The organism is Dietzia sp. JS16-p6b, from assembly GCF_003052165.1.
Classification (GTDB): Bacteria; Actinomycetota; Actinomycetes; order Mycobacteriales; family Mycobacteriaceae; genus Dietzia.
Window position 1 is genome coordinate 471,480 of the sequence record NZ_CP024869.1, and the last position, 21,387, is coordinate 492,866.

Below are 21,387 nucleotides of genomic sequence, written 5' to 3' on the forward strand. Positions count from 1 at the left end.
CTAGGTGATGGCCAGTGGGTGGGTGTGTGTTCGGGGTGTGGGGTAGGTGTGGCCGGTGTCCAGGTCCCATGGGGTCAGGGCGAGATGGGAATCGGGCATGCGTAGGCGGGGCGGGGGCCGCAGTGGCAGGTGGGCGCCAGCGACCAGGCGACTGATCCCACCCAGATGCGCCGAGGGGCCCGTGTCCGGGTCCTGACCGTCGGTACCGGCGGGTTCGAACTCGGGCGCTATCGCCAAGGCGCGGACGGATTGCTCCCGCTGCAGGGGCGTGTCGGTGTCCGGGGCGGTGGCGGTGTGGACACCGGAGTTGATGGCGGTCTCCACCAAGTCCGTCATCAATATCTGGTCACCGACGTCGCTCGCGAGTTGGAACAGGAACCTCGTAGCGTGCTCGATGCGTGTGGCCCAGGCGATGCGATCCGGGGCCGAACGAAACTGAAACCGAATTGCATCCAGGTACACCACAGCAGGAACCGCCAGCTGCAGCGCCCGCTCCAACAACACCCGCCGATCACCCGCCTCAGACACCCGCGCCTGCCGCGTCCACGAACCGGCGGTGTTCACCTGACACTCCGCAACCTTCCGGTGCATACCCAAGCGTGCGTACACCTGCTGGGCCTGTTGGTAGTGGCTGCGGGCCTGGTCAAACAACCCCAAATTTTGGTCCACGACACCGAGGCCCACCTCGCAGTCGGCGACCTCCCGTACCAGCTCTAAGCGGCTGAACATCTGCAGAGCCACTTCGTAATGTGCTCGCGCTTGGTCGAACACCCCCAGCTTCCATGCCAGAGACCCGAGGTTCAACTCACAGCCAGCGACCTGCCGCTCCAGACCCAACTGGGTAAACACCTGCTGGGCCTGTTGGTAGTGGCTGCGGGCCTGGTCAAACAACCCCAAATTTTGGTCCACGACACCGAGGCCCACCTCGCAGTCGGCGACCTCCCGTACCAGCTCTAAGCGGCTGAACATCTGCAGAGCCACTTCGTAATGTGCTCGCGCTTGGTCGAACACCCCCAGCTTCCATGCCAGAGACCCGAGGTTCAACTCACAGCCAGCGACCTGCCGCTCCAGACCCAACTGGGTAAACACCTGCAGGGCCTTTTGGTAGTGGCTGCGGGCCTGGTCAAACAACCCCAGATTTGAAGCGACATTCCCGAGGTTTGCTTCGCAGTCGGCGACCTTCTGTCCTAGGCCTAGGCGGCTGTATACCTGGCGGGCCTGTTGGTGGTGGGCGCGGGCTTGGTCGAACAGTCCGAGATCCCTGGCCACGACCCCGAGATTTGCTTCGCAGTCGGCGACCTTCTGTTCTAGGCCTAGGCGGCTGTATACCTGGCGGGCCTGTTGGTGGTGGGCGCGGGCTTGGTCGAACAGTCCGAGATCCCTGGCCACGACCCCGAGATTTGCTTCGCAGTCGGCGACCTTCTGTCCTAGGCCTAGGCCGCTGTATACCTGGCGGGCCTGTTGGTGGTGGGCGCGGGCTTGGTCGAACAGTCCGAGATCCCTGGCCACGACCCCGAGGTTTGCCTCGCAGTCGGCGACTTCCTGTTCTAGGCCTAGGCGGGTGAATCTGTGGCGGGCGAGTTGGTAGTGAGTGCGTGCCTGCTCGAACTCCCCCAGTTCGGCGGCGACGACCCCGAGGTTGACTTCGCATCGGGCGGCGAGTTCTTCTTCGCCCGTGGTGGTAAGCAGTCTCAGGGCATGGGTGAACTCGTCGTATGCGTGTTCGAGTTGACCGTTTGTGTAGTGCTCGATTGCACGGTTGTAGTTGGCGATTGCCTCTTCACGCTGTTGGGCGGAACTGTCGTCCATTTGTTCATCATGCGTCCGCCGGAGCGGGTGGGGGCGGGTTTTCTGGCCGCCGGGGTGTTCGGGGCGTTGTGGTGTCGGTCTTCGCCGTGTGGACCGCACTGGATCTCTCGGAGGGTATTACTGAATTAGGCGGCCTGAGGTTTGGTCGCCTGGTTGGAACGGTACATCTCCTCGGGCTCGACGGGTGGCCGGTAGTCGATCGCGGAGTGCAGGCGCTCGTTGTTGAACCATCGCACCCAGTCCGCGGTCTCGCGTTCGACTTCGTTGTAACCGGTCCACCTTTGGGTGGTCTCCAGGTCGATCAGTTCGGTCTTGTACAGCGCGATAGTGGACTCCGATAATCAGAGCGTCGCCAATGCTGTCGATGGACCCCTGCATTTCGGCCTCGCGGAGCGCATCGGTCAGTGCCAGGGAGCCGTACTGGGTGCCGGCGTTGCTGTGGTGTACGAGACCGGTCGTCGTGAACTCGAACGAGCCCCGTCGCCGGGTGTGGGTTTTCTGCTCGAGCGCCGACAGAACCAGATCGGATCGCCTGGTTATCGAGGCCTGCCAGCCGAGTATTCGGCGGGAGTACACGTCGACGACGAACGAGACGTAACAGAAGCCGGCCAGCGTCCATACATATGTAAAGTCGGCTACCCACAGGCCCGCAGATTCAGAATTCGATCCCGATGATGAGGGGCTCGATCCGGTTCCGCGGGGTGTGCTCAAGGTACGGCCTAGCCTGCGTCGGCCCTGATCAACCAGCTGGTCGCCCGTCAGGTGAGCGAGCTAATTATCCGGAAGCTACGCCAGCCGGCCGAACCTTGCAGGGACAAACCGGGCGTCGACATCGGTCCCGTTCCGGTAGATCATTCCGACCGCATCGTCCGCATCGTCCGCACCGCGCAACTACAACCCCCACTTACCCCGTCGGGCTCTGGACTTCTGAGGGGCAGCCGGGGCCCGGTGTGGGGATTGGTTGGTCTTCGAGGGCTTGCCCGGGTTGTCACGTTTCTGCTGTGCATCATCGCTACTGATCTGGCCCCTTGAGTGGGGTCGGGAAGGACTTTGTCATGACCGAGAAGACGATGGCTTTTGGAGCTGTCCGTCCCTGTGGGGTTCGGGCCAGAGTTGTCCGCAGGATGCTTGCAGTGCTCGCCGCACTCGTCGTGCCGGTGTTAGGGCTTGGGGCGTGCTCGTCCCAGGAGGGTCCGGACCCGCGAAAGGCGGTGTTCTTGGTGACCACCGCGACCGCGAATGAGCCGGCTCAGATGTTGGTCAAAGAGGCGGAGGAGGTTCTGCTCACCAGTGCGGGGGTGCGTGAGGCCAGAGCCGTTGTGCTCCTGCCGCAGGAAGGGCAGATCGATCAGGTCGGGACGGCTGATCTGGCTGTGATGCGTGGCCAGGACATCGAGCAGGACCGCACCAGGCGCCAGAGCGGTTTCGCCCCGACCCTGGACGCTCTGAACCAGATGCTCACGTCCGCACAGTCCTCGGCTCGTGACCTGGACCTGTTGACGGGTCTGGACGCGGCGGCACGTAAAGCCCCGGCCTCGACGATCGTGGCTTTGTCCAGTGGGCTGCAGACACGGGGCCTTGCTGATTTCGCGGGTCTGGGATGGGACTTTTCCCTGCCGGAGGTCCTGGACCGGTTGGCCGATGCCGGGTTCCAACCGGACCTGACCGGTAAGGATATGATCTTTGTCGGAGTCGGAGACGTCACCGGAGCGCAGGAGCCCCTGCCCGCGCCGATGCGCACGACGCTGGAGGACTTCTGGCGGGGGGTGTGCGAGCGCGGGCACGCCACCTCGTGCCGGTTCGTCTCCGGCGCGGGCGGATCCACTCCTGCCGCCGACACCACCGGCGTCAAGACGGTTCCGGTCCCCAGGTTCGAACTCCAGCCCCGGCCCGCGGTAAACGGTCAGGTCAGCTGGTCACTCGACTCCTCGGCTCTGTTCGCCCCGGACTCGGCCGTCCTTCTTCCCGAGGCGCAGAAGGTGATCGCCCAAGCCGCGCGACAGCTCACGGCCAGTGCGTCCTCGGTTGAGATCGTCGGTCACACGGCTCGTTTTGGTAGCCCCGAGGGGGCCCGTCAGCTCTCGCTTGAGCGGGCGCGTGCCGTTGCTGAAGAGCTGGTGCGCAATGGGGTGTCGAACAGCAAGCTCGTCTCCGTTCGCGGTGTCGGTTTCGACGAGCCGGTCACACCTGCTCCCGGGCAGGATGAGGCTGCTGCAAACCGGTCCGTCGTCCTGACCGTCGTCTCCAACTGAGCCCGGTCGCCAGGTCATAGCGAAAGGAGAGTTCTGTGCGCACCATGCTCATTCTGATCGCCGTGATGCTGCGCGGCAGTGTCGGACATCCGGTCCTTGCTCTCGGCGTACTCATTGTCGCCGGAGCCCTCGCCGCACCCTTTATGGGCTCAGCCACAGACACCTTCTGGAGGCTCTTGGTCCTCATCGGGGTGCTGCTCGTAGCGTCCAGACTGCTGGGCGGCGGCGGGAGACGGCGGCGCTGACGTTCCAGGACCCCCGCCCCGATGCCAATGGCAGCGGCGCGGGGGTCAACACCAAACCGTCGACATTCAACCGAGAGAAGACACAAACTGGCTCTTGCGGCCACTCTCCGCAATTGCGGCGATTCACATCGCCCAGTTGTACGTCGCAGACGCGCCTGCTGTACGGCCGGCTCCGCTTAACCCCAGTGATGCGTTGAGCGTGGAGTCTCATCGCCACGAGATGACCTCAATCGCACTCGCGGGCTTCGCCGTGGCGGGTTTGAACTGTTTGTCCGGCGTACAAGACAGTTCACACACTCAGGCGCCTCGTCTCGACTACCTCGACTACGCCGTCGCAATGAGCGGAATCTTACCCACATGTCGGCACCGGTCACTATGCTCAACACGAACCTGAGTCTGTGGGCTGGCCGCATACCCAACCAACATCTGGAGTTCACATCATGGCTTCTTCGCCCACCCCCCAGTCCCAGCCCGTCCTCATTCGTGATCTCGACTCCGTGGCGAGTTGGCGCCGCGGGCCGGCTGCTGTCGCCGCGGTGTCACTGCGTGTCGATAGTGAGGTGACGCTGGAAGTAGACGCGGTTTTCCCCGACCGGTTGCTCGCAGTGACCACTCTGTCCACATCGGTGAGCTCATTGACCGGCGTCTTCGGTGACGCCGGGACAAGGGCGTGGCGCAGCTACCTCGACGACAAGGATCCTTCGCTGCTGGAGGCCTTGCGTTTGCCAGCGGCGTGGTCACGGCGTTTTGAGGTGGAGGCCGTCCTAACCTTGCGCCCCACCCCTGTTAACCGAGGACAGTTAGCGCTGGATCAGGCGCTAGCCAGTGCAAGCGTTGAGGATCCGATTGCCGCGGCCCGCGTGTTGGCATTCACAGTCGAGGCCATCGAAGATCTTGTCGACGATCTCCTCGACGGGGCACTGCCCGAGAGTCTCGTCGTTGTAGTTGAGGCTGCCCTGATCGACTCCGCACCTTTCGCCACCTACCCTTTTAAGGCCCGTGTAGAAGACGGCATCGCCGCACTGGGGAACAGGCGCAGCTTCGACGACCTGGACTTGGAGCTGTTTCAGACGACGCTTGCTGAGAGCGCATCCATGACTCGGGGGGCGATGGCGGTTCACGCTGGCGATGGGGGTCCCCATGCCACCGGAACCCGCTATCCAGTCGACCCGACCGCCGTGCCTGCACGCCTTGTCCGGTGGTCGGGCGCGGGCCACAACGAAGTGTTCGTGGTCACTGAGGCTGCCCAAGAGGGCGACCAGGCCTACGAGCCCGGGTCGCCAATGAGGTCCCAGGTATACATCGACGTCCATGACGTTGACGACGCCGAACAATCGCTACGGGCGTATGTTGCCGACCGCTCGACGGGCAAGGTCTTGAAGATCTCACCAATGCAGGTCACCGATCACACTCCCGAAGGGCTGGACCCAGTTTCTGACACGCTGGGCAGTCACGGCGGGCGGCTCGTCGCAGACTTGGAGTACACCTTCCCCGCTCGTGGTGACGGAGTCGAGACGTCACTGCACTTCGGCGTGATCGCCCTTCATGGGCCCTTGCCGGCCGTGCGCGCCGACAAGGTAGGGACTCAGCTGGTCAAGGTAGACAGGCTAGCCATGGACTTCTGGCACTGCCGTCGGCAAGCGGCTACCGCTGCGCAACTAGCGCAGCGCCTGCGCCAGGTGCAGGACAGGGCACAGCACGCTGCCGCCACACTCGACGAACGTGCCCGGATTCTGAACGCAGATGCTGACGCACACGCACGGCAGGTCGACAGGACGCTCGGCGCACTAGCGCGTTCGCTTCAACGATCATCCCGGCGCGCGGCCAACCGTCTGGTCGAAGAGGTCGAGGCCAGGCGACAGGCCTGGTCGACCGTCTCCAGCGATGCGCCGCCCCCTGCGCCATTGCTGGCAGAACTTGATGCCATGATGCGGAACGTGGCATGAACAATGCCGGGTCTGCCCGCGTAGACCTTCTGATTCACGCTGCCGACGCAGGGCCAACCTACCTGTCATGGATCCTGCTCCAGCAGCCGTTCACCCAGAACGCCGAACGGCTGGACGCCGACGTACTCAACACGGCGCTGGGCTCATTGGAGTCGGCGTTGATCACTCTCTCCGGCGGCGACGAGCAGACCGTACAGAAGACTGTCCAGCAAGTCCTAACCGATGGCCCCTTCGCCGACCAGAGCGCTGAACGCGAACTGTCGCGTGAGCTCACTCAATCGGTCTTGCCGCCACGCCTTCGCGAGTTGATCCGCGACCTGCACGAGCAGGATGTGGCACTGCGACTGCGGATCACGCCAAGCCCGAGACTGGCACAAATCCCGTGGGAACTACTGTGTGTCGACGAGGGTGAGGATCTCGTTGAGCCTAGGCGGCTCGTCGAGATCGCGGAGATCGTGTTAGATCCCCCGGTGACGGTGCATGCTGACCGTTCTCGGCTCCCTCGCCCCTGGTCTGAGGTGAAGACCTTCCCAGCGTTGCACATCATCGACCCGCTCCTGCCGGCAAGCGCACACTCCGCCGGTTACGGACAGACCATCCCCAACGACAGTCACCTCGTACACGTGATCGGCAACGACCCGACGACAGTACGCGGTGACGGCTTTCCCGTACTGCGCGACGAGGTCTCCCGTCTCGATCTGTCCCGCTGCTTGCTGGAGGTCCCCGAGATTTCCCGGTTGCTGTATTTCGGGCACATCTCATCTTCCTCAGATGAGCCCGGTTCGGCGAGCCTGCACCTGTCCGACGTGTACTGGTCCGGACCTCGAGCCGACCACGAACCCAACGATGTGTGGGGCATGTCTGAACCCGTCCGTCCTTCCTCCGAGCAGGGATACGCCCACTCGGCCCAACCCGGCAACCACATGCCGCTTTCAGCCCTGGACCTGCTCCTGGGAACGTCGCTGGCGCAAGACCCTGAGGCGCATCACCTGTATGGGTTTGACGACCCCACCCTTGGCCACCAGCTGTGGCCCATGCCCTCCCGGGTAGCACTGGTTGCCTGCGAGGGCGGCGTTGACTACCGGTCGGCAGAGACGTTCGGACTGGTTATGGCAATGATCGATGCCGGTGCAGAACTGATCACCACGACCCGGTGGCCGCTTCCCACCGACCACGCTTTCGCCACCCTGACCCAACCGCCACGCCCGCCGAACGATTCAGGGCCCAGCTCCGGGCCGACCACAGAGCTGGCGTTGGCAGTTGATTCCGCGCACCGACACGAGGATGCCGTCGCCTCTCTTCGCCAGTGGCAGTTGAACAAGCTCCGGCGATGGCGCACGTCCGGAGATATCGCCGACACGCCCTTGCTATGGGCGTCACTGTCTACCACCGTGGCCCCCGCTCGTCCCGACGCTCTCACCCCTACTGAAGGCGGCGACCCTGCATGAAAAGCACGGAATCATCACCGACACATCCGGACAGCAAGCTATGACCGGAGAACGGCCACCAATTCCTCCCCTGGTCAACCAGGTCCTGAACTCTTGGGAGATGCCCAGCTACGTGGCTCTTCCCGGCAGCGCTGACAAATGGATCGACATTCCTGCCTCAAGCAAACAGGTATTCACCACATGGGCAAGAATCGACGGTAACCGGCCAAGTGGACTCAACCGCGCAGACGAGTTCGCCAATGGCTTGAAGATGTTCACGCTCAAGATCTCCCAAACAGCCTGGGGTGATGCGGAGTGCGTCTATCTCCGCACATTCATGAGGGCCCCAGTTGGCAAGAAAGACCACACCCACGTCGTGGTCGACGAAGTGCGAAAGACTCTCACGCGGTACTCGACGCCTACCATCCGGTTCGCCTACTCTTTTTACTCGGCGCTCTATGCCACCAGGCCGGAAGGAGTGCACGGCGACGGTCTTTCGAAGTTTAGGGATAGGGTGGCGAAGTCTTTAGTGCGCTTGCGCGAGGTCATGGAGTCTCCCGACGAAGCCGATGTCTTGCGGTCCCAAGAACGCGCACGACGCATAGCCGATCTCATCCAAGCAGAATCTGTCAACGCGCAAGATTCGGGGCTCGGCGGAATAAGTCCCGAGCTTGTCGACATCGCAGTGCTGCTGGCAACAAAAGGATCGTTAAGACTAGTCAGCGAAATCGAGCGTTTTGTCCACTGGATCGACGGTTCCGAAAGCCCGCGAGTCACAGGCTGGACAGAGGAAATGATCGAGGATGCGACATCGCGCTTGTGGGAATGGCTTGAAATAAACACCACAGATCTCGTCCCCGCGGGCCCCGGAAGGGACAAACTGATTCGGGAGATGTTAGAACGCTTGGAACGACTCTCTTTCGAAACTCCATCAATGCTGGCCTGCTCCTATGGTCTGCACGAATACGTTCGTAGTCCATCCAAGCGCAACTCTCTCGACAAGCTTACCCTAGACAAAGCGCACACTTACCTCTCCGTGGAAAGTCAGAAAGCCGAAAGGTACGCCAATCCGGTTGCGGAACTGGCCTACCGCCCCGCCTTGGAGAAGGCTGCAGACAAGGCCGCACGAAGCGCTTGGGAAGAGGGCTCTATCTCGGACGATGAATTGCTCGGACGCTTCTGGGCAAGCTACTGGGGCGAACATAAGAGAGGCAATCTTACTCGCCCCGTCAGTTTGGAGGCGCTTGGTGTCGCCGAGGACCGCGGTGAATCACAAGTAGACTATATGAGCAGCCGTTCCGTAGCGAAGGGCAAATCAGTCGGTAGCGAACAAGGCCAATGGATGTACCGTGACTTTGAAGGTGCTCTGGTGTCCCGCCTCGACCGTGAGAAAATCTTCAACGGAGTTCGCAGTCTTCTTGACGAGAGCGCTGAAGCAGATGTCTCGACGCCGATCAAAGAGAGACGCGTCGAAGAATTGTCTGCCGTTCTGCTCAACGCAGGGGGATCCTTCGAACTGGACCAAGCAATCGCAGCGACTGAGAGCTTCGACACGTTATTGCCAGCGCTCTTCCGGACCGAGGACTTCGCGGAAGACATCCGCCACGCTTACGCGAGCGGCGCCCCCGAGTCGGCCATCTGCACCAAACCTGAAGACGCGCTAACCGTGATCTCAACACTACTCAGCAAAGCGCTAGACGCCTATGGGTACCACATCACACTTGATGCCTATAGGTACCGCATCGATAAGTCGACCCTCTTCTAACCTCGCTGGAAACAACTTTCGTGAAGGGCTGGTGCGATCGATTGCAAGCCGCTTGTGGATCCGCTAAGCGAAGGTGGTCTTAAGGCGGAAGAATACCTCATCTGGAACCAGACCGCCCTCTAAATGCTGACCCAGAACTGGAGCACAGGGGATGGATGACAGTTCCGCCCAACGACGCCAAGAGGCGATCAGCCACTACAACCGAGCACTCGACCACTCCAAGAACGGTCGACTTCCCGACGCTTACGAAGAGTTCACCCGTGCCCTGACCCTGTTAAGCAACCTAGGCCTGGAGCAAGAAGCCGCTAGCTGCGAAATTCACCTCGGGGCCGTGACGTTGGATCTGGGGTTGTTCGACCAAGCTCGCACCCATTACCAGCACGCCCGCGAGGTGTTCACCCGGTTGGGCCTGGAGCACGAAGCCGCTGACTGCGAGAAGAAACTCGGGACCCGGGCCTTGAATCAGGGGTTGTTCGAGCAGGCTAGAGCTCTCTACGAGCAGGCCCGGCAGGTGTACACCCGGTTGGGTTTGGATCGGGGGGTCGCGGACTGCGAGATGAACCTTGGGACCGTGGCCTTGAATCAGGGGTTGTTCGAGCAGGCTAGAGCTCTCTACGAGCAGGCCCGGCAGGTGTACACCCGGTTGGGTTTGGATCGGGGGGTCGCTGACTGCGAGATGAACCTCGGGAACGTGGACAGGGATCGGGGCCAGTTCGAACAGGCCCGCACCCGCTACCAGCAGGCCCAGCAGGTGTACACCCGGTTGGGTCTGGAGCGAGAAGCCGCCGGCTGCGAGATGAACCTCGGGAGCGTGGCCGAGGATCTAGGGCTGTTCGACCAGGCACGTGTGCACCTCGAGCAGGCCCGGCTGGTGTACACCAGGCTTGGACTGGATCGGCATGCCGCCGAACGCGAAATGAACCTCGGGAGCGTGGCCGTGCATCTGGGGTTGTTCGCGCAGGCCCGTACCCACTACCAGCAGGCCCAGCAGGTGTACACCCGGTTGGGTCTGGAGCGAGAAGCCGCCGGCTGCGAGATGAACCTCGGGAGCGTGGCCGAGGATCTAGGGCTGTTCGACCAGGCACGTGTGCACCTCGAGCAGGCCCGGCAGGTATTCACCAAACTTGGATTGGATCGGGATGCCGCCGAATGCGAGGTAAGCCTCGGAGTCGTGGCGTTGGGATTGGGGTTGTTCGAGCAGGCCCGCACCTACTACCAGCAGGCCCGCCAGGTGTTTGCCCAATTGGGTCTGGCGGCGTCCGCCGCCAACTGTGAAGGGAACCTCGGGAACGTCGCCCATCGGCTGGGGTTGTTCGACCAAGCCCGGGAGCACTACCAAGAGGCCTCGCAGGTGTATTCCCGCCTAGGCCTTGAACGGAAAGTCGCCACCTGTGAGTGGAACCTCGGGATCGTAGCCAAGGACCTGGGGGAATTCGAGCAGGCGCGCAGCCACCTCTTCCCTGCTTTGCAGGTGTTCACCCGGTTGGGTATGCACCGGGAGACGGCAGAGTGTCAGCTGAACACCGCCGCTTCGTGGGTTGGTCAGGCCTGGGTGTCAGGGGAGGGTGATCGGCGAGTGTTGTTGGAGCGGGCGTTGCAGCTCGCGGTTCCTGCTGTGGTGTACCTAGATGGGATGCGTTTCCAGTTCCGTTCGGCTTCTGATCGCATCGCCTGGGCCACACGCATCGCGCACGCTACGAGTTTCCTGTTCCAACTCGCGAGCGACGTCGGTGACCAGACATTGATGGCTGATCTGGTGGAGACCGCCATCAACTCCGGTGTCCACACCACCACCGCGGCGGATACCGACACGCCCCTGCAGCGGGAACAGTCCGTCCGCGCCTTGGCGATAGCGCCGGCGTTCGAACCCGCCGGCACCGACGGACAGGGCCCGGATACGGGTCCCTCGGCGCATCTGGGTGGGACCAGCCGCCTCATCGCTGGGGCGCATCTGCCGCTACGGCCCCCGCCCCGCCTACGCATGCCCGATGCTCACCTCGCCCTGACCCCATGGGATCAGGACACCGGCCACACCTACCCCACACCCCGCACGCATACCCATCCACTAACCCTCACCTAGACGAGGTCTGACCGGCCAGCGACAGAGCGCGGTTAGGTGGTGAGATTCGGCCCGGCGTCCGGGCAGTCACAGGTCAGCGAGTTGTTCCAGGTCAGTTCTGGGATCGGCGTCTCATGTCGGTATCGGGATCGTGCACATTGCGTTGGGTTTGGTGGCTCTTCCGGATCCGGAGTGCGTAGCGGGGATGCTGCGGTGATGCGGTGAGGCACAAGATGTAGGGGTCCTGGGGCGTGTGAAGATGCAAGTTCCTACACCAGCACTTCGCATCCCCAGGACCCGCTTTGAACGCTACCGCCAGCCTGCTCGCCGACACCATCTGCCGCACCGTCGAGCTCGGGGTGACCATCACCGACGCCGCTGTGGCTGACGAGCTCACGCACCTGTTCTGCGCCCCGGTCACACTCGACCCGATCTGCGCCGAGTGCGGGATGGCGGGCCGTTTGCGGGACCACGTCCAGCGGAAGGTCACGGATCTACCGATCGTCGGGCATCCCACCAGACTGCACGTGCGGGTACCGCGCTTCACCTGCGACAACACCGAGTGCGCTACGAGGATCTTCCAGCAGCGGATGCCGGCGTTGGCCGAGCCGCGGGCCAAGACCACCCGCCGCTGCAGCCGCTGGATCCTGCAGCGTCTGGCGATCGACCGCACCAGCGTGTCCGCCGTGGCCAAGGCCCTCGGGCTGGGGTGGGACCTGGTCAATGACCTGGCGGTCTCGGAGGTTCGCACGATGGTCTACGAGCAGCCCGGACACTTCGACGGAGTCCGCGTTCTCGGTGTCGATGAGCACAAATGGAAGCACGTGCGCGGCGACGGCAGCAGTGCGTTCGTCACCGTCCTGGTCGACCTGACCCCGGTCGTGGACGGCACCGGCCCGTCTCGCCTGTTGGACATGGTCCCGGGCCGTTCGGCGAAGGTCCTCACCGAGTGGCTGGACGCCCGTGACCAGGTGTTTCGAGACCGGGTCAAGGTTGTCACGATGGACGGGTTCGCCGGCTACCACACCGCCGCCGCCAGCGCGGTGCCCGCTGCCCGGACGGTGATGGACCCGTTCCACGTCGTGCACCTGGCCGCCGACAAGCTCACCGTGTGCCGCCAACGCATCCAGCAGGCCACCACCGGGCACCGGGGCCGCACGGGCGACCCGCTGTACGGCATCCGCCGCACCCTGCGAACCCGCGCTGAACTGCTGACCGACAAGCAGAAGATGCGCCTGTTCCAAGCGTTCACCGCCCATGACGCGCACGCGGCGGTGGAGGTCACCTACGGCGTCTACCAGCGACTCATCACTGCTTACGAAGCCTCGGGCAAGCGGGAGGGCAAGATCGCTATGTACAAGCTCCTCAAGTCGATCCGGGCCGGTGTACCCGCCGAACTCCCCGAGCTCGCGCAGCTCGGCCGTTCGCTGTGGAAGCGGCATCGGGAGATCCTGGCCTACTTCGACGTGGGCGCTTCCAACGGCCCCGTCGAAGCCATCAACGGACGCCTCGAGCACCTCCGCGGAATCGCCCTGGGCTTCCGGAACCTCAAGCACTACATCTTGCGGTCACTGATCCACTCCGGACAGCTTCAGGACCGGATCAATGCACTCTAAAACCGGAAGGGCCGGTTTGGTGGCCGACGCCGGTTGTCGGGGTCGCGAGTCATCGACTCAATGGCGTCAATGTGGGTGGCCCATTGTCTTGGTCGCAGGACGCCCTTCGCCGCGCCTGCTTTGGCCGCTGCTCAAGTTTGTTCGGTGAACTTTCTTGTCTTCGGGAACAGGGGCGGTGGGGGCAGGGGTGATTCGGTCCGGTGTGTGGGGATTGGTTGGAAAACACAGGGGACTGTGCGTCGGTTCCGATATGGCTGCCCAGTCTTGGCCGATTCCCGGTCGAGGTTGGGCAGCGTGTCCTTCACCGTGAGGAGTTGTCATGTGGTTCACCAATCCCCGCGAGGGGGACTGGGTGGTGGTTACTCGGCCGATCTCCGAGTCTGGCCTGCTACCGCTTATCAGTCGTGGTCAGCGTGGGGTCGTCACCGATGCTCGCGCGAAGGGAGTGTTGACTCCTCGTGTTGTCATCAGGATCGGCACCGCATTGGGGTCGCGAGAGCTTCGCGTTCCCGTGCATTGTCTGCGTGTTTCGCACCGAGGTCGTGGGACTGCGGCATTCGATGACCGTGCGGCACTGTGGCGGTCTGTACGGATCGGGGCCCTCGCGTCGATTACGTTGCCGCTCCTAGCCTTCGTAGCTTTTTTCTGGTGGTCTACCGGTTCGCTCGACGGGATCGTTGGCGAGATCCTGATCGGCATCGTGCAGCAGGGCAGTGACTTTGTCGAGTACCTGATCACTCACCCGATTGGAGCGTTGGCGTTTGTGGGCCTGTCGTGGTTGGTCGGACGTATCGCGTTCGGGAAGCGAGTGCTATAGCGCCCGGACTGTCAACGGTGGGCACATGAGATCCCCCATCGAAGCAGAAGACCACATTAAAGAAGAGAGGCAAGGACACTAGTCATGAAACGCTGGAAGCTGTGCGTCCTGATCGGAATGACCACTGCGGGGTTTGCTATCGCTGGGACGGCGGCCCTTTCTCCTGATGTGGCTCGTCGCCCCCCCGGCGCCGACATGACCCAGCAGTTTGAACAGCTTTCCGATGCTCATGAGCGCACGACCGGCCGCATCGAAGACGAAGGTGTGGACGCTGGCGAGGCCAACCGCCGAAACAAACTCCTGCCCGGCGAAGTCCGCCCAGGGAATTTCGTGCCCCGGTTCAAGTTCCCGTGACCGCGTCCACCGGGTCTCCGGATCCCGAATGCTAAGTGGGCTCACCGCGTCACGGCGAGACGGCGGATGGCGATGCCCTCGATCGACTGAGCCGCAGGTACTCACGCCTTCTAGCGCATCGCGGCCCGCTCAAGATGTCGATCTTCCCCCCGATCGTCGACAGCGTCCGTCTCGCCACGTGGGGGACGTGGCTGTCATGAACGCTGCGGTCACCGAGGAGCTCACTCAGTTGTTCTTCGTTGCTTCTTCTTCCTGGTCTTCGCGGACCCACTCGTAGCTGCCTGCGGGGGCGGTGTTAGGGACGTGCTTCGGATAGCAGGGTTCTGATGATCGGGTAGCGCGAGTATGAGCATCGGATAGCGGTGCCGGTCCTCGTGTGCTCGTGTCGGTTCTACGCGTGGCAACCAGGCTGCGCGTGGATCCGAACAGGAGGCACGGGTGACTGATTACCGATTGGTGATGTCGCTACTGCTGCAGGACAGGTCCTACCGGGACATCGAGGCGATCGCGGGTTGCTCGCATCGCACGGTCGCGAAGGCGAAGAAGGTCTGCCACGAGCACGGGTTGACCGCCACGAGCCAGGTCGAGGCGCTCAGCGTCGAGGAGATCGACGTCTTGTTCGCCGATGGGCGCAAGACGCCGTCGAAGGAGTTCGTCGCCTTCGACGTGGCGGCTGCCGTGAAGAAGCGCACGGGCAAGAAGAAGCTGCCGCTGCGGGTGCTGTGGGCCAACTACCTCGACACTGACGGCACGCCGGGGCAGCGGCACTACAGCTACCAGCGGTTCTGCCAGATCATCGGCGAGTACGTCGAGGTCAACGAGCTGACGATGCGGATCACGCACGTGCCCGGGCACACGATGCAAGTCGACTGGGCGGGCACGAAGATGGCCATCTTCGATCCCGTCACCGGCACCAAGACCACAGTGTCGGTGTTCGTGGCGTCGCTTCCGTACTCGGGGATGGTCTTCGCCTGCGGCTGTCTGGACGAGAAGATGCCGAACTGGCTCGACGCGCACTTGCGGGCGTTCGAGTACTTCGGCGGCGCGGCGCAGGTGATCGTCCCGGACAACGCCTCGACGGCGTCGAACCAGATCGCCCGCGGTGACCGGGCCCGCGAGGTCAACCGTGAGTACCGGGACTTCCTCGAGTATCACCAGACCGCTGCCGTGCCCACTCGGCCGGTGCGCCCGACAGACAAGGGGAACGTCGAGGCCGGAGTGAAAGTGGTGACGAACTGGGTGATTGGACGCCTGGCCGATCGGCGCTTCGCGAGCCTGGACGATGCGAACGACGCGATCGCCGCCGAGGTGGAGGCGATCAACGACCGGACCCCGTTCCGCGGCCAGAAGACCAGCCGCCGGGAGCTGTTCACCGAGCACGAGCAGTCGGAACTGTTCGACCTTCCCGAGGCCCGCTGGCAGCCAGTCATCTGGAAGAAGTCCAAGGTCAACAGGGATTACCACGTGGAGATCGCCACGGTGAAGTACTCGGTGCCCTACACCTTCGCTGGCCAGCACGTCGATGTGAAGATCACCGGCCCCACACTCACGGTCATGGCTGGCGGGGAGGTCATCGCCTCCCACGCCGTCTCCGGTAGGCGACATTCCTTCGTGACCGACCCTGACCATGTTCCCGCGCAGCATCTGCAGACCTCGGACCTATGGTCGCGGGCGTACTTCGTGCGCCAGGCCCACAAGATCGGACCGCACACCGTCGCCGCGATCAGCGAGGTCCTCGATCGCCAGCGGATCGAGGCTCAGGGCTATCGCTCGTGCCAGAACATCCTCGCCCTGGCCCGCGGGGACAACAAGATGCTGCTCGAGCGGGCCTGTGGCCAACTCGTCTCCGAGACCTCCCGCCGGGCGATCAGCTACACCGCCGTCAAGCAGCAGCTGGCGGCCCTGAGGACCCAGGCCGCCGCCCGGCCCACCACCACGCAGCCGGCGGTGGCGGCTACGACGGACCGGCTGGAGCCGCCACCGGGTCGGCGAGATACCACCGGGGCGCATCTGGCCGGGCCCGAGCAGTTCAGCCTCGCCGCCCTCACAGGAGGCCCGAGCCCGAGCAGCGGCACCGCGGGGCAGGAGGAGCTGCAGTGACTGATCGTCATCTCACCGACGCCGACATGCCACTGTTCACCCAGTTGCGGATGACCGCGTTCGGCCAGACCGTCATCGACTTGGCCAACGATCCCGCCTGCGACGAGTGGACCTTCTCGGAGAAGATCTTCCACGCCCTGGACAAAGAGATCACGGCCAGGCAGGAACGCCGGACCCAGAAACTACTCAAGGCCTCCAGATCGCCAAACCCTGACGCCTGCGTAGAAGAGATCCGCTACCTGCCTGACCGCAACGTCAACCGCGAGCTAATCGCACGACTTTCCAGCTGTCAATGGATCGACGCCACTCGTAATCTCGTCGTGCTCGGCCAGTCCAGCGTGGGCAAGACCTACCTCGCCCAGGCACTGCTCAATGCCGCGTGCCGAAAGTACTACACCGCGAGGTTCTTCCGACTCGACGACCTGGCCAACCGGCTCGCCGTTCTGGAGCCGACCTCGCAGCGCAGGCTGGACTTCCTCACCGACCTGCACAACTGCGACCTGCTGGTTCTCGATGACTTCCTGACCACGCCGGTGGCTCCGCACACAGCGGCGGAGCTGCTCAACATCCTTGCCGCTCGGGAAGGCCGGGGCTCGACTCTGGTGACCTCGCAGTTCGATCCGCCCGATTGGTACAAGTCGCTCCAAGACGCGGTCATCGCCGAATCGATCCTCAACCGGATCGTCGCCGGCGCCGAGATCATCGCCCTCGACGGCCCGAACATGAGACGACACCTCGCCACGGCAACGCCATAGCGGCCCAGCGGTCGGACGGGCAGATGCCGCTATCCGATGCCCGTCCGACCGCTACCCGATCATCAGAACCGCGCTTTCCGAAGGGCGTCCCAAACAGGGCGGGGCTGAGTGTGGGTCACGTCGAGGGCAAGGAAACTGATCCCTCGGTCGTTGACCACCTCTTCAGGCGGCACATCGGGGTCGTGTCTGACCTGCGACGACTCAGATCGCAGGGCGAGGTCCTTTCCGGGCCCGCAGCCGGTGTTGCATCGAGCCCTCAGCCGAAGAGCGCGACACCAGCGTCGGGATGTATCCCTGTGGGTGTGGTCCGCCGCCATCTGTCTCAGACCTGAGTGGACACCGCGTTACTGCGTGGGGTTGGGCAGAGGTGGTGGTGCGGATCGGATGGCTTAAGGACCGCTTCTTCCCTCCGTCGGCGGGGTCGTGGTCGGGCCCGGGGCGTTGCTCGGGTCAAACAGATCGATGCTCCTAGACAGAAAGGTCACATCCATGGACGGAGCTTCATCGGCTTACCGAGTCGGAAGTCGGTCATTTCCCTCCGTGTGGGACGGCGCGACCCTGATCGCCTGTCGGCCGCTGCCGGAGTCGCGGGCGCTCACTCGGGTGGTGTCCGTCGCACAGTCCCTGGCGGCGACGGCGAGCATTCTGGAGGGTGGTCTGTCGCTGCGATTGGGGGTGGTCGACGGCAGTGGTGTGCAGCTGCGCGTGCGCTCCTCATCCAGGCAGGGTCCGGGGGCCGGTCAGGCGGTGGCCGATGCGCTGTTGCCGATCGGCGACGTCACCGCGTGTACTGATCTCGTCTGCCCGGAAACGGTGTGGGTGTGGGATCTGGTGCCGGTCGTCGCCGGGGGTAGTCCCGGTTTCGTCACCGGGGCGGCAACGATGCCGCCCCGGTGGGAAGCACCCCGGGGTGGGTCTGCGTTGCTCGTCGAGATCGATGAACTCACCGGGCTCTTGTCGCGTCACCCGGACGTTGCATACTGCGTGGACGTGGAGGCCGGTTCATCGACCTCACCGGGCAGCACGGTCGTGCGTCCCCGTCTGGAATGTGTCACCGAGACGCTGCCCGTGACTGCGCAAGCACTGGTACAGCGCATTTTCCCGGGACTGCGGCCCGCTGGCCGCGAGCCTGGGGGCAGCAGGCCTGGCCTACTTGTGGAGTCTGACACTGTTCCTGCGGTGCTGCGGATGCCTGTCGCTACCGACGTCCCGCTGTCGGGGGTGGCCGTCGCGGCCGCCTCAGACAGGGCCGTAGCTCCCACCGTGGCGAGACACGGAGGACCCGATCAACAGACGCCAGGGGTGAGGCTGGGGTGTGCCCGGACCGCCGACCGTCGATCGGTGGACGTGCGGCTCACCGGGCATGAGCGGGAGCGGCACGTCCACATCCTGGGCAAGACCGGCACCGGCAAGTCCACACTGGTGGCGGCGATGGCCGGGGACCTCGCGGATGCCGGCGAATGCGTGATCGTCCTGGACCCGCACTCACAGTTAGTGGAGCGCATCGCGGCCGAACTGTCCGCCAAGGCGGCCAAGCGGGCGTGGTTTATCCGCGCCGGGGACCTGGACGATCCGTTCCGATTCAATCCGCTGGCCGTTGCCGATCCGCAGCACCGCGAGCTGGTCATCGCAGAGATCGGCGACATGTTTCAGCGCTTGTACGACCCTAAGAGCGACGGGATTGTCGGACCTCGGTTCCTCGAGCGCTGCTCAATGGCGCTGCGTGCCTTGTGCACCATCTCTGGGCCGCGCGCCTCCTTACTGGACGTACCGGGATTCTTTGCTGACGACCGACTGGTCGAGGCTGTGAAGAACCATCCGGGCACTGAACCCCGACTCGCACGCTGGCTTGGTAACGAGAGAGCCCTGAAGCGCTCCACTGAAAATGGCGATCTGCACGCGTGGGTGTCCTCCAAGTTCGAGCAGATCTCCGGAACCTCGGCAATGCGGTCAATCCTGGGCACCGGGGAGAACTCCATCGACTGGGGGCAGGCGATGGATGCCGGTCGAATAATCCTCATCGATCTGTCCCTAGCCACTCTCGGAGAGACAGCGTCACGGCTGCTCGGGATGCTCCTTGTCAATGCTGTGTGGACCGCGGCGCTGCGCCGGGGTGGCACCACCCCGGTGACGTTGATGATCGATGAAGCACACAGCCTGCATAGCGGGTCGATGGACCGGATCCTGTCCGAGGGCCGCAAGTTCGGTCTCTCCCTGGTTCTGGCACACCAGTATCTCGACCAGTTGGCCCCCGAACTGCGTTCCGCTCTGGATGGCAATGTCGGCACTACCGTGGCGTTTCGTACCTCTCCCGCCGACGGCCGAGCCCTGGCCGAGCGGTTCGCCGACCCCGTTTCTGCTATTGACCTGCCAATCCTGCCCGACTTGCAGGCGCTGACTCTGCGGTCGACGGACACACTGGCTGCCCGGCCTTTCACCCTGCACATCGACCACAATGACCGGCCAACTCGCCGCCACGACCGCAGCGAGCAGACGGTGGGAGACAACACCCGCCACGACCTCGTCGACCCCTACCGCAACGCACGCCCGCTATTTGGTACCGACCGACTTTCCCAGGCTTACAGCCACCTGGAACACACTGGCCCCCTAGCCCCTGCGCCCAGAAACCCCGACGCTGTCCCGCGATCGGATTTCCTGGAGGAGTGGCTGGCCAAGCGTGCCTTCGCCCACCCCACCATCACGGAGCAGCAATGAGCGTTGATGACCTCACCTTCACCCTGACTTCCGACCACCTGAGCAAGCACCTGCCCGGGCTTGCACCAGCCGTGCTCACCGAGCTGTCCCTACTGACCGCCGATCACATCATCGACCGCGTGGGCGCAGCCCTCTCCGAAGGAATGTCCGACACGCATCTCGAGGAATTCGATGCGATCTCCGGCGACCATGACGACGCCACCGCATGGCTCGAGCAGATGCGACCTGGATACCAAGAACTCACTCCGCAGGTCGTTGACGCGGAGCTGGAGAAGACTGTGCGGGCGGTTCTGGCCAACGACCCCGAAGCCGGACGACCCCTCGACACCACCGCCCTACCCCTGCCCGACTGGGATTCAATCGTCAACACCCTCAGTGGGCGCTACTCGACCGAAGACACCAACGATCACCGCGTCATACTGGCCCTCCAGCACCCAGGTCGTCGCCCCCTCCACCTTGGGGTGGCCGCCCGCGAGTGGTGGCTTGAGGTGTTCTGCAGCTTTGGGAACGTCTCCGATGCTCACCTGACTGCGGCATGTCGAACCGCCCTGACCGCCGGCCGAGCGGGAATCGTGGCCTTCGAGGACAGCATGATCATTCGGTTTGCCCAACCCAGTGCCGGACTGACCGTTCACGGTCTCGACGCCGCGATCAGCGAGGTCTTCACCACCGCACGCGCCGTCATCGACGCCCTGCAGGCCACACCCGCTGACAGTCGCAGCGACAACTGACAACACGAAGTGCGGGGGCATCTCGTGGGCACCCCCAAGACCGTCGGTTCCCAACGGAGTGGTGGCGAGTTCCCCGGGTTACCGACGCGGAATCGATCCTCAACCGGATTGTCGGCGCCGGGCGAGGCCATCGGCCTTGGCGACCACAGACGACATCTCGCCACGGCAACCCTTAGCAGCCCAGTTCTCCATGTGCACCAGTGCTGAGGCGCGCCAGCGCCGATATTCCATCCCCCGTCCGATCGAGACCCGATCATCCGAACCGTACCTTGCGAAAAGTGCCTTCATCTACAACGGCGGTCCAGTAGCGTCACCGGTCATGCTCCAGCCGGCAGGGGATACACGTCTTTCGATCGATTACGTCAACTACACGGGCGAGAGAGCATGGCGTTCCGTGACGCCGATACGAGTCTGGTTCGGCACGACCGACTATCATCCCGAGGCTCGGTGGCTGCTCGAGGCATTCGACAACGAACGCGGCGACACCCGCAATTTTGCGGTTGCGAATATCATCTCCTGGCGCAATCCGAACGGCCCGGGTGGCGACGTGGTCCGAGGCGTATATCGCCACTTCAAAGGCAAGTTGTACCAGGTGATCGATGTGGTCCGGCACAGTGAAGACGACGGCGTTCTGGTGCTGTATCGCCCCTTGTACGGCGAATTCAATCTATGGGTTCGCCCTGTGGAAGTGTTTACCGAGTCAATCGTGTCCGACGGGCGATCAATCCCCAGGTTCGAGTTGCTTGCTCCCATCTAGGGGAGGCGAAGAACAGCTCGCCCAACTGACCCGCCCCCC

15 protein-coding genes and 1 pseudogene are annotated in these 21,387 nt (G+C 63.6%); 14 read left to right on the plus strand and 2 right to left on the minus strand.

The annotated features are described in order from the left end of the window. Both CT688_RS02125 and CT688_RS17220 read right to left on the minus strand, forming a co-directional pair. Entirely contained in the window at positions 1 to 1,809 is a 1,809-nt protein-coding gene (locus CT688_RS02125; RefSeq protein WP_107755572.1) for a tetratricopeptide repeat protein, read from the minus strand. 125 nt (positions 1,810 to 1,934) lie between these two features. Next, positions 1,935 to 2,451: pseudogene (locus CT688_RS17220) on the minus strand (transposase); the annotation flags it as partial. A gap of 578 nt (positions 2,452 to 3,029) precedes the next feature. Here CT688_RS17220 and CT688_RS02140 point away from each other — a divergent pair. The 14 genes from CT688_RS02140 to CT688_RS02200 all read left to right on the plus strand — a co-directional run bounded on the left by CT688_RS02140 (position 3,030) and on the right by CT688_RS02200 (position 21,348). Then, a complete protein-coding gene (locus tag CT688_RS02140) occupies positions 3,030 to 4,061 on the plus strand; it encodes an OmpA family protein (protein WP_159077974.1) in 1,032 nt (343 codons plus the stop codon). Between the two features lie 35 nt (positions 4,062 to 4,096). After that, positions 4,097 to 4,306 carry a hypothetical protein gene (locus tag CT688_RS02145; RefSeq protein ID WP_107755575.1) on the plus strand — a complete coding sequence of 70 codons (210 nt, stop codon included), beginning with the start codon at positions 4,097 to 4,099 and terminating at the stop codon, positions 4,304 to 4,306. A 440-nt stretch (positions 4,307 to 4,746) separates the two neighbouring features. Next, complete coding sequence (locus CT688_RS02150; RefSeq protein WP_107755576.1) at positions 4,747 to 6,252, plus strand: hypothetical protein; 1,506 nt, start codon at positions 4,747 to 4,749, stop codon at positions 6,250 to 6,252. Beyond that, entirely contained in the window at positions 6,249 to 7,700 is a 1,452-nt protein-coding gene (locus CT688_RS02155) for a CHAT domain-containing protein (RefSeq protein ID WP_107755577.1), read from the plus strand. Before CT688_RS02150 ends, CT688_RS02155 begins: the two co-directional genes overlap by 4 nt. A gap of 100 nt (positions 7,701 to 7,800) precedes the next feature. After that, positions 7,801 to 9,444 carry a hypothetical protein gene (locus tag CT688_RS17225; protein WP_156607067.1) on the plus strand — a complete coding sequence of 548 codons (1,644 nt, stop codon included), beginning with the start codon at positions 7,801 to 7,803 and terminating at the stop codon, positions 9,442 to 9,444. 151 nt (positions 9,445 to 9,595) lie between these two features. Next, positions 9,596 to 11,524, plus strand: a complete 1,929-nt coding sequence (locus tag CT688_RS02165; protein ID WP_107755579.1) for a tetratricopeptide repeat protein — start codon at positions 9,596 to 9,598, stop codon at positions 11,522 to 11,524. Positions 11,525 to 11,805: 281 nt separating this feature from the next. Further along, positions 11,806 to 13,119 (plus strand): ISL3 family transposase, encoded by a 1,314-nt coding sequence (locus tag CT688_RS02170; RefSeq protein WP_107755580.1) that lies wholly within the window; start codon positions 11,806 to 11,808, stop codon positions 13,117 to 13,119. Between the two features lie 319 nt (positions 13,120 to 13,438). Beyond that, entirely contained in the window at positions 13,439 to 13,936 is a 498-nt protein-coding gene (locus CT688_RS17230; protein WP_156607069.1) for a hypothetical protein, read from the plus strand. Between the two features lie 84 nt (positions 13,937 to 14,020). Then, positions 14,021 to 14,290 carry a hypothetical protein gene (locus tag CT688_RS17235; protein ID WP_156607071.1) on the plus strand — a complete coding sequence of 90 codons (270 nt, stop codon included), beginning with the start codon at positions 14,021 to 14,023 and terminating at the stop codon, positions 14,288 to 14,290. A gap of 438 nt (positions 14,291 to 14,728) precedes the next feature. Next, on the plus strand, positions 14,729 to 16,390 hold the full coding sequence (gene istA, locus CT688_RS02180) for an IS21 family transposase (protein ID WP_231750410.1): 1,662 nt from the start codon (positions 14,729 to 14,731) through the stop codon (positions 16,388 to 16,390). Continuing rightward, entirely contained in the window at positions 16,387 to 17,145 is a 759-nt protein-coding gene (locus CT688_RS02185; RefSeq protein ID WP_007633699.1) for an ATP-binding protein, read from the plus strand. Before istA ends, CT688_RS02185 begins: the two co-directional genes overlap by 4 nt. A 606-nt stretch (positions 17,146 to 17,751) precedes the next feature. Continuing rightward, on the plus strand, positions 17,752 to 19,860 hold the full coding sequence (locus CT688_RS02190) for a type IV secretory system conjugative DNA transfer family protein (RefSeq protein WP_159077975.1): 2,109 nt from the start codon (positions 17,752 to 17,754) through the stop codon (positions 19,858 to 19,860). Then, on the plus strand, positions 19,857 to 20,591 hold the full coding sequence (locus CT688_RS02195; RefSeq protein WP_107755584.1) for a DUF5663 domain-containing protein: 735 nt from the start codon (positions 19,857 to 19,859) through the stop codon (positions 20,589 to 20,591). Before CT688_RS02190 ends, CT688_RS02195 begins: the two co-directional genes overlap by 4 nt. Positions 20,592 to 20,910: 319 nt before the next feature. After that, positions 20,911 to 21,348, plus strand: coding sequence for a DUF1653 domain-containing protein (locus tag CT688_RS02200; protein ID WP_107755585.1), 438 nt, complete (start codon positions 20,911 to 20,913; stop codon positions 21,346 to 21,348). Positions 21,349 to 21,387 lie beyond the last annotated feature (39 nt).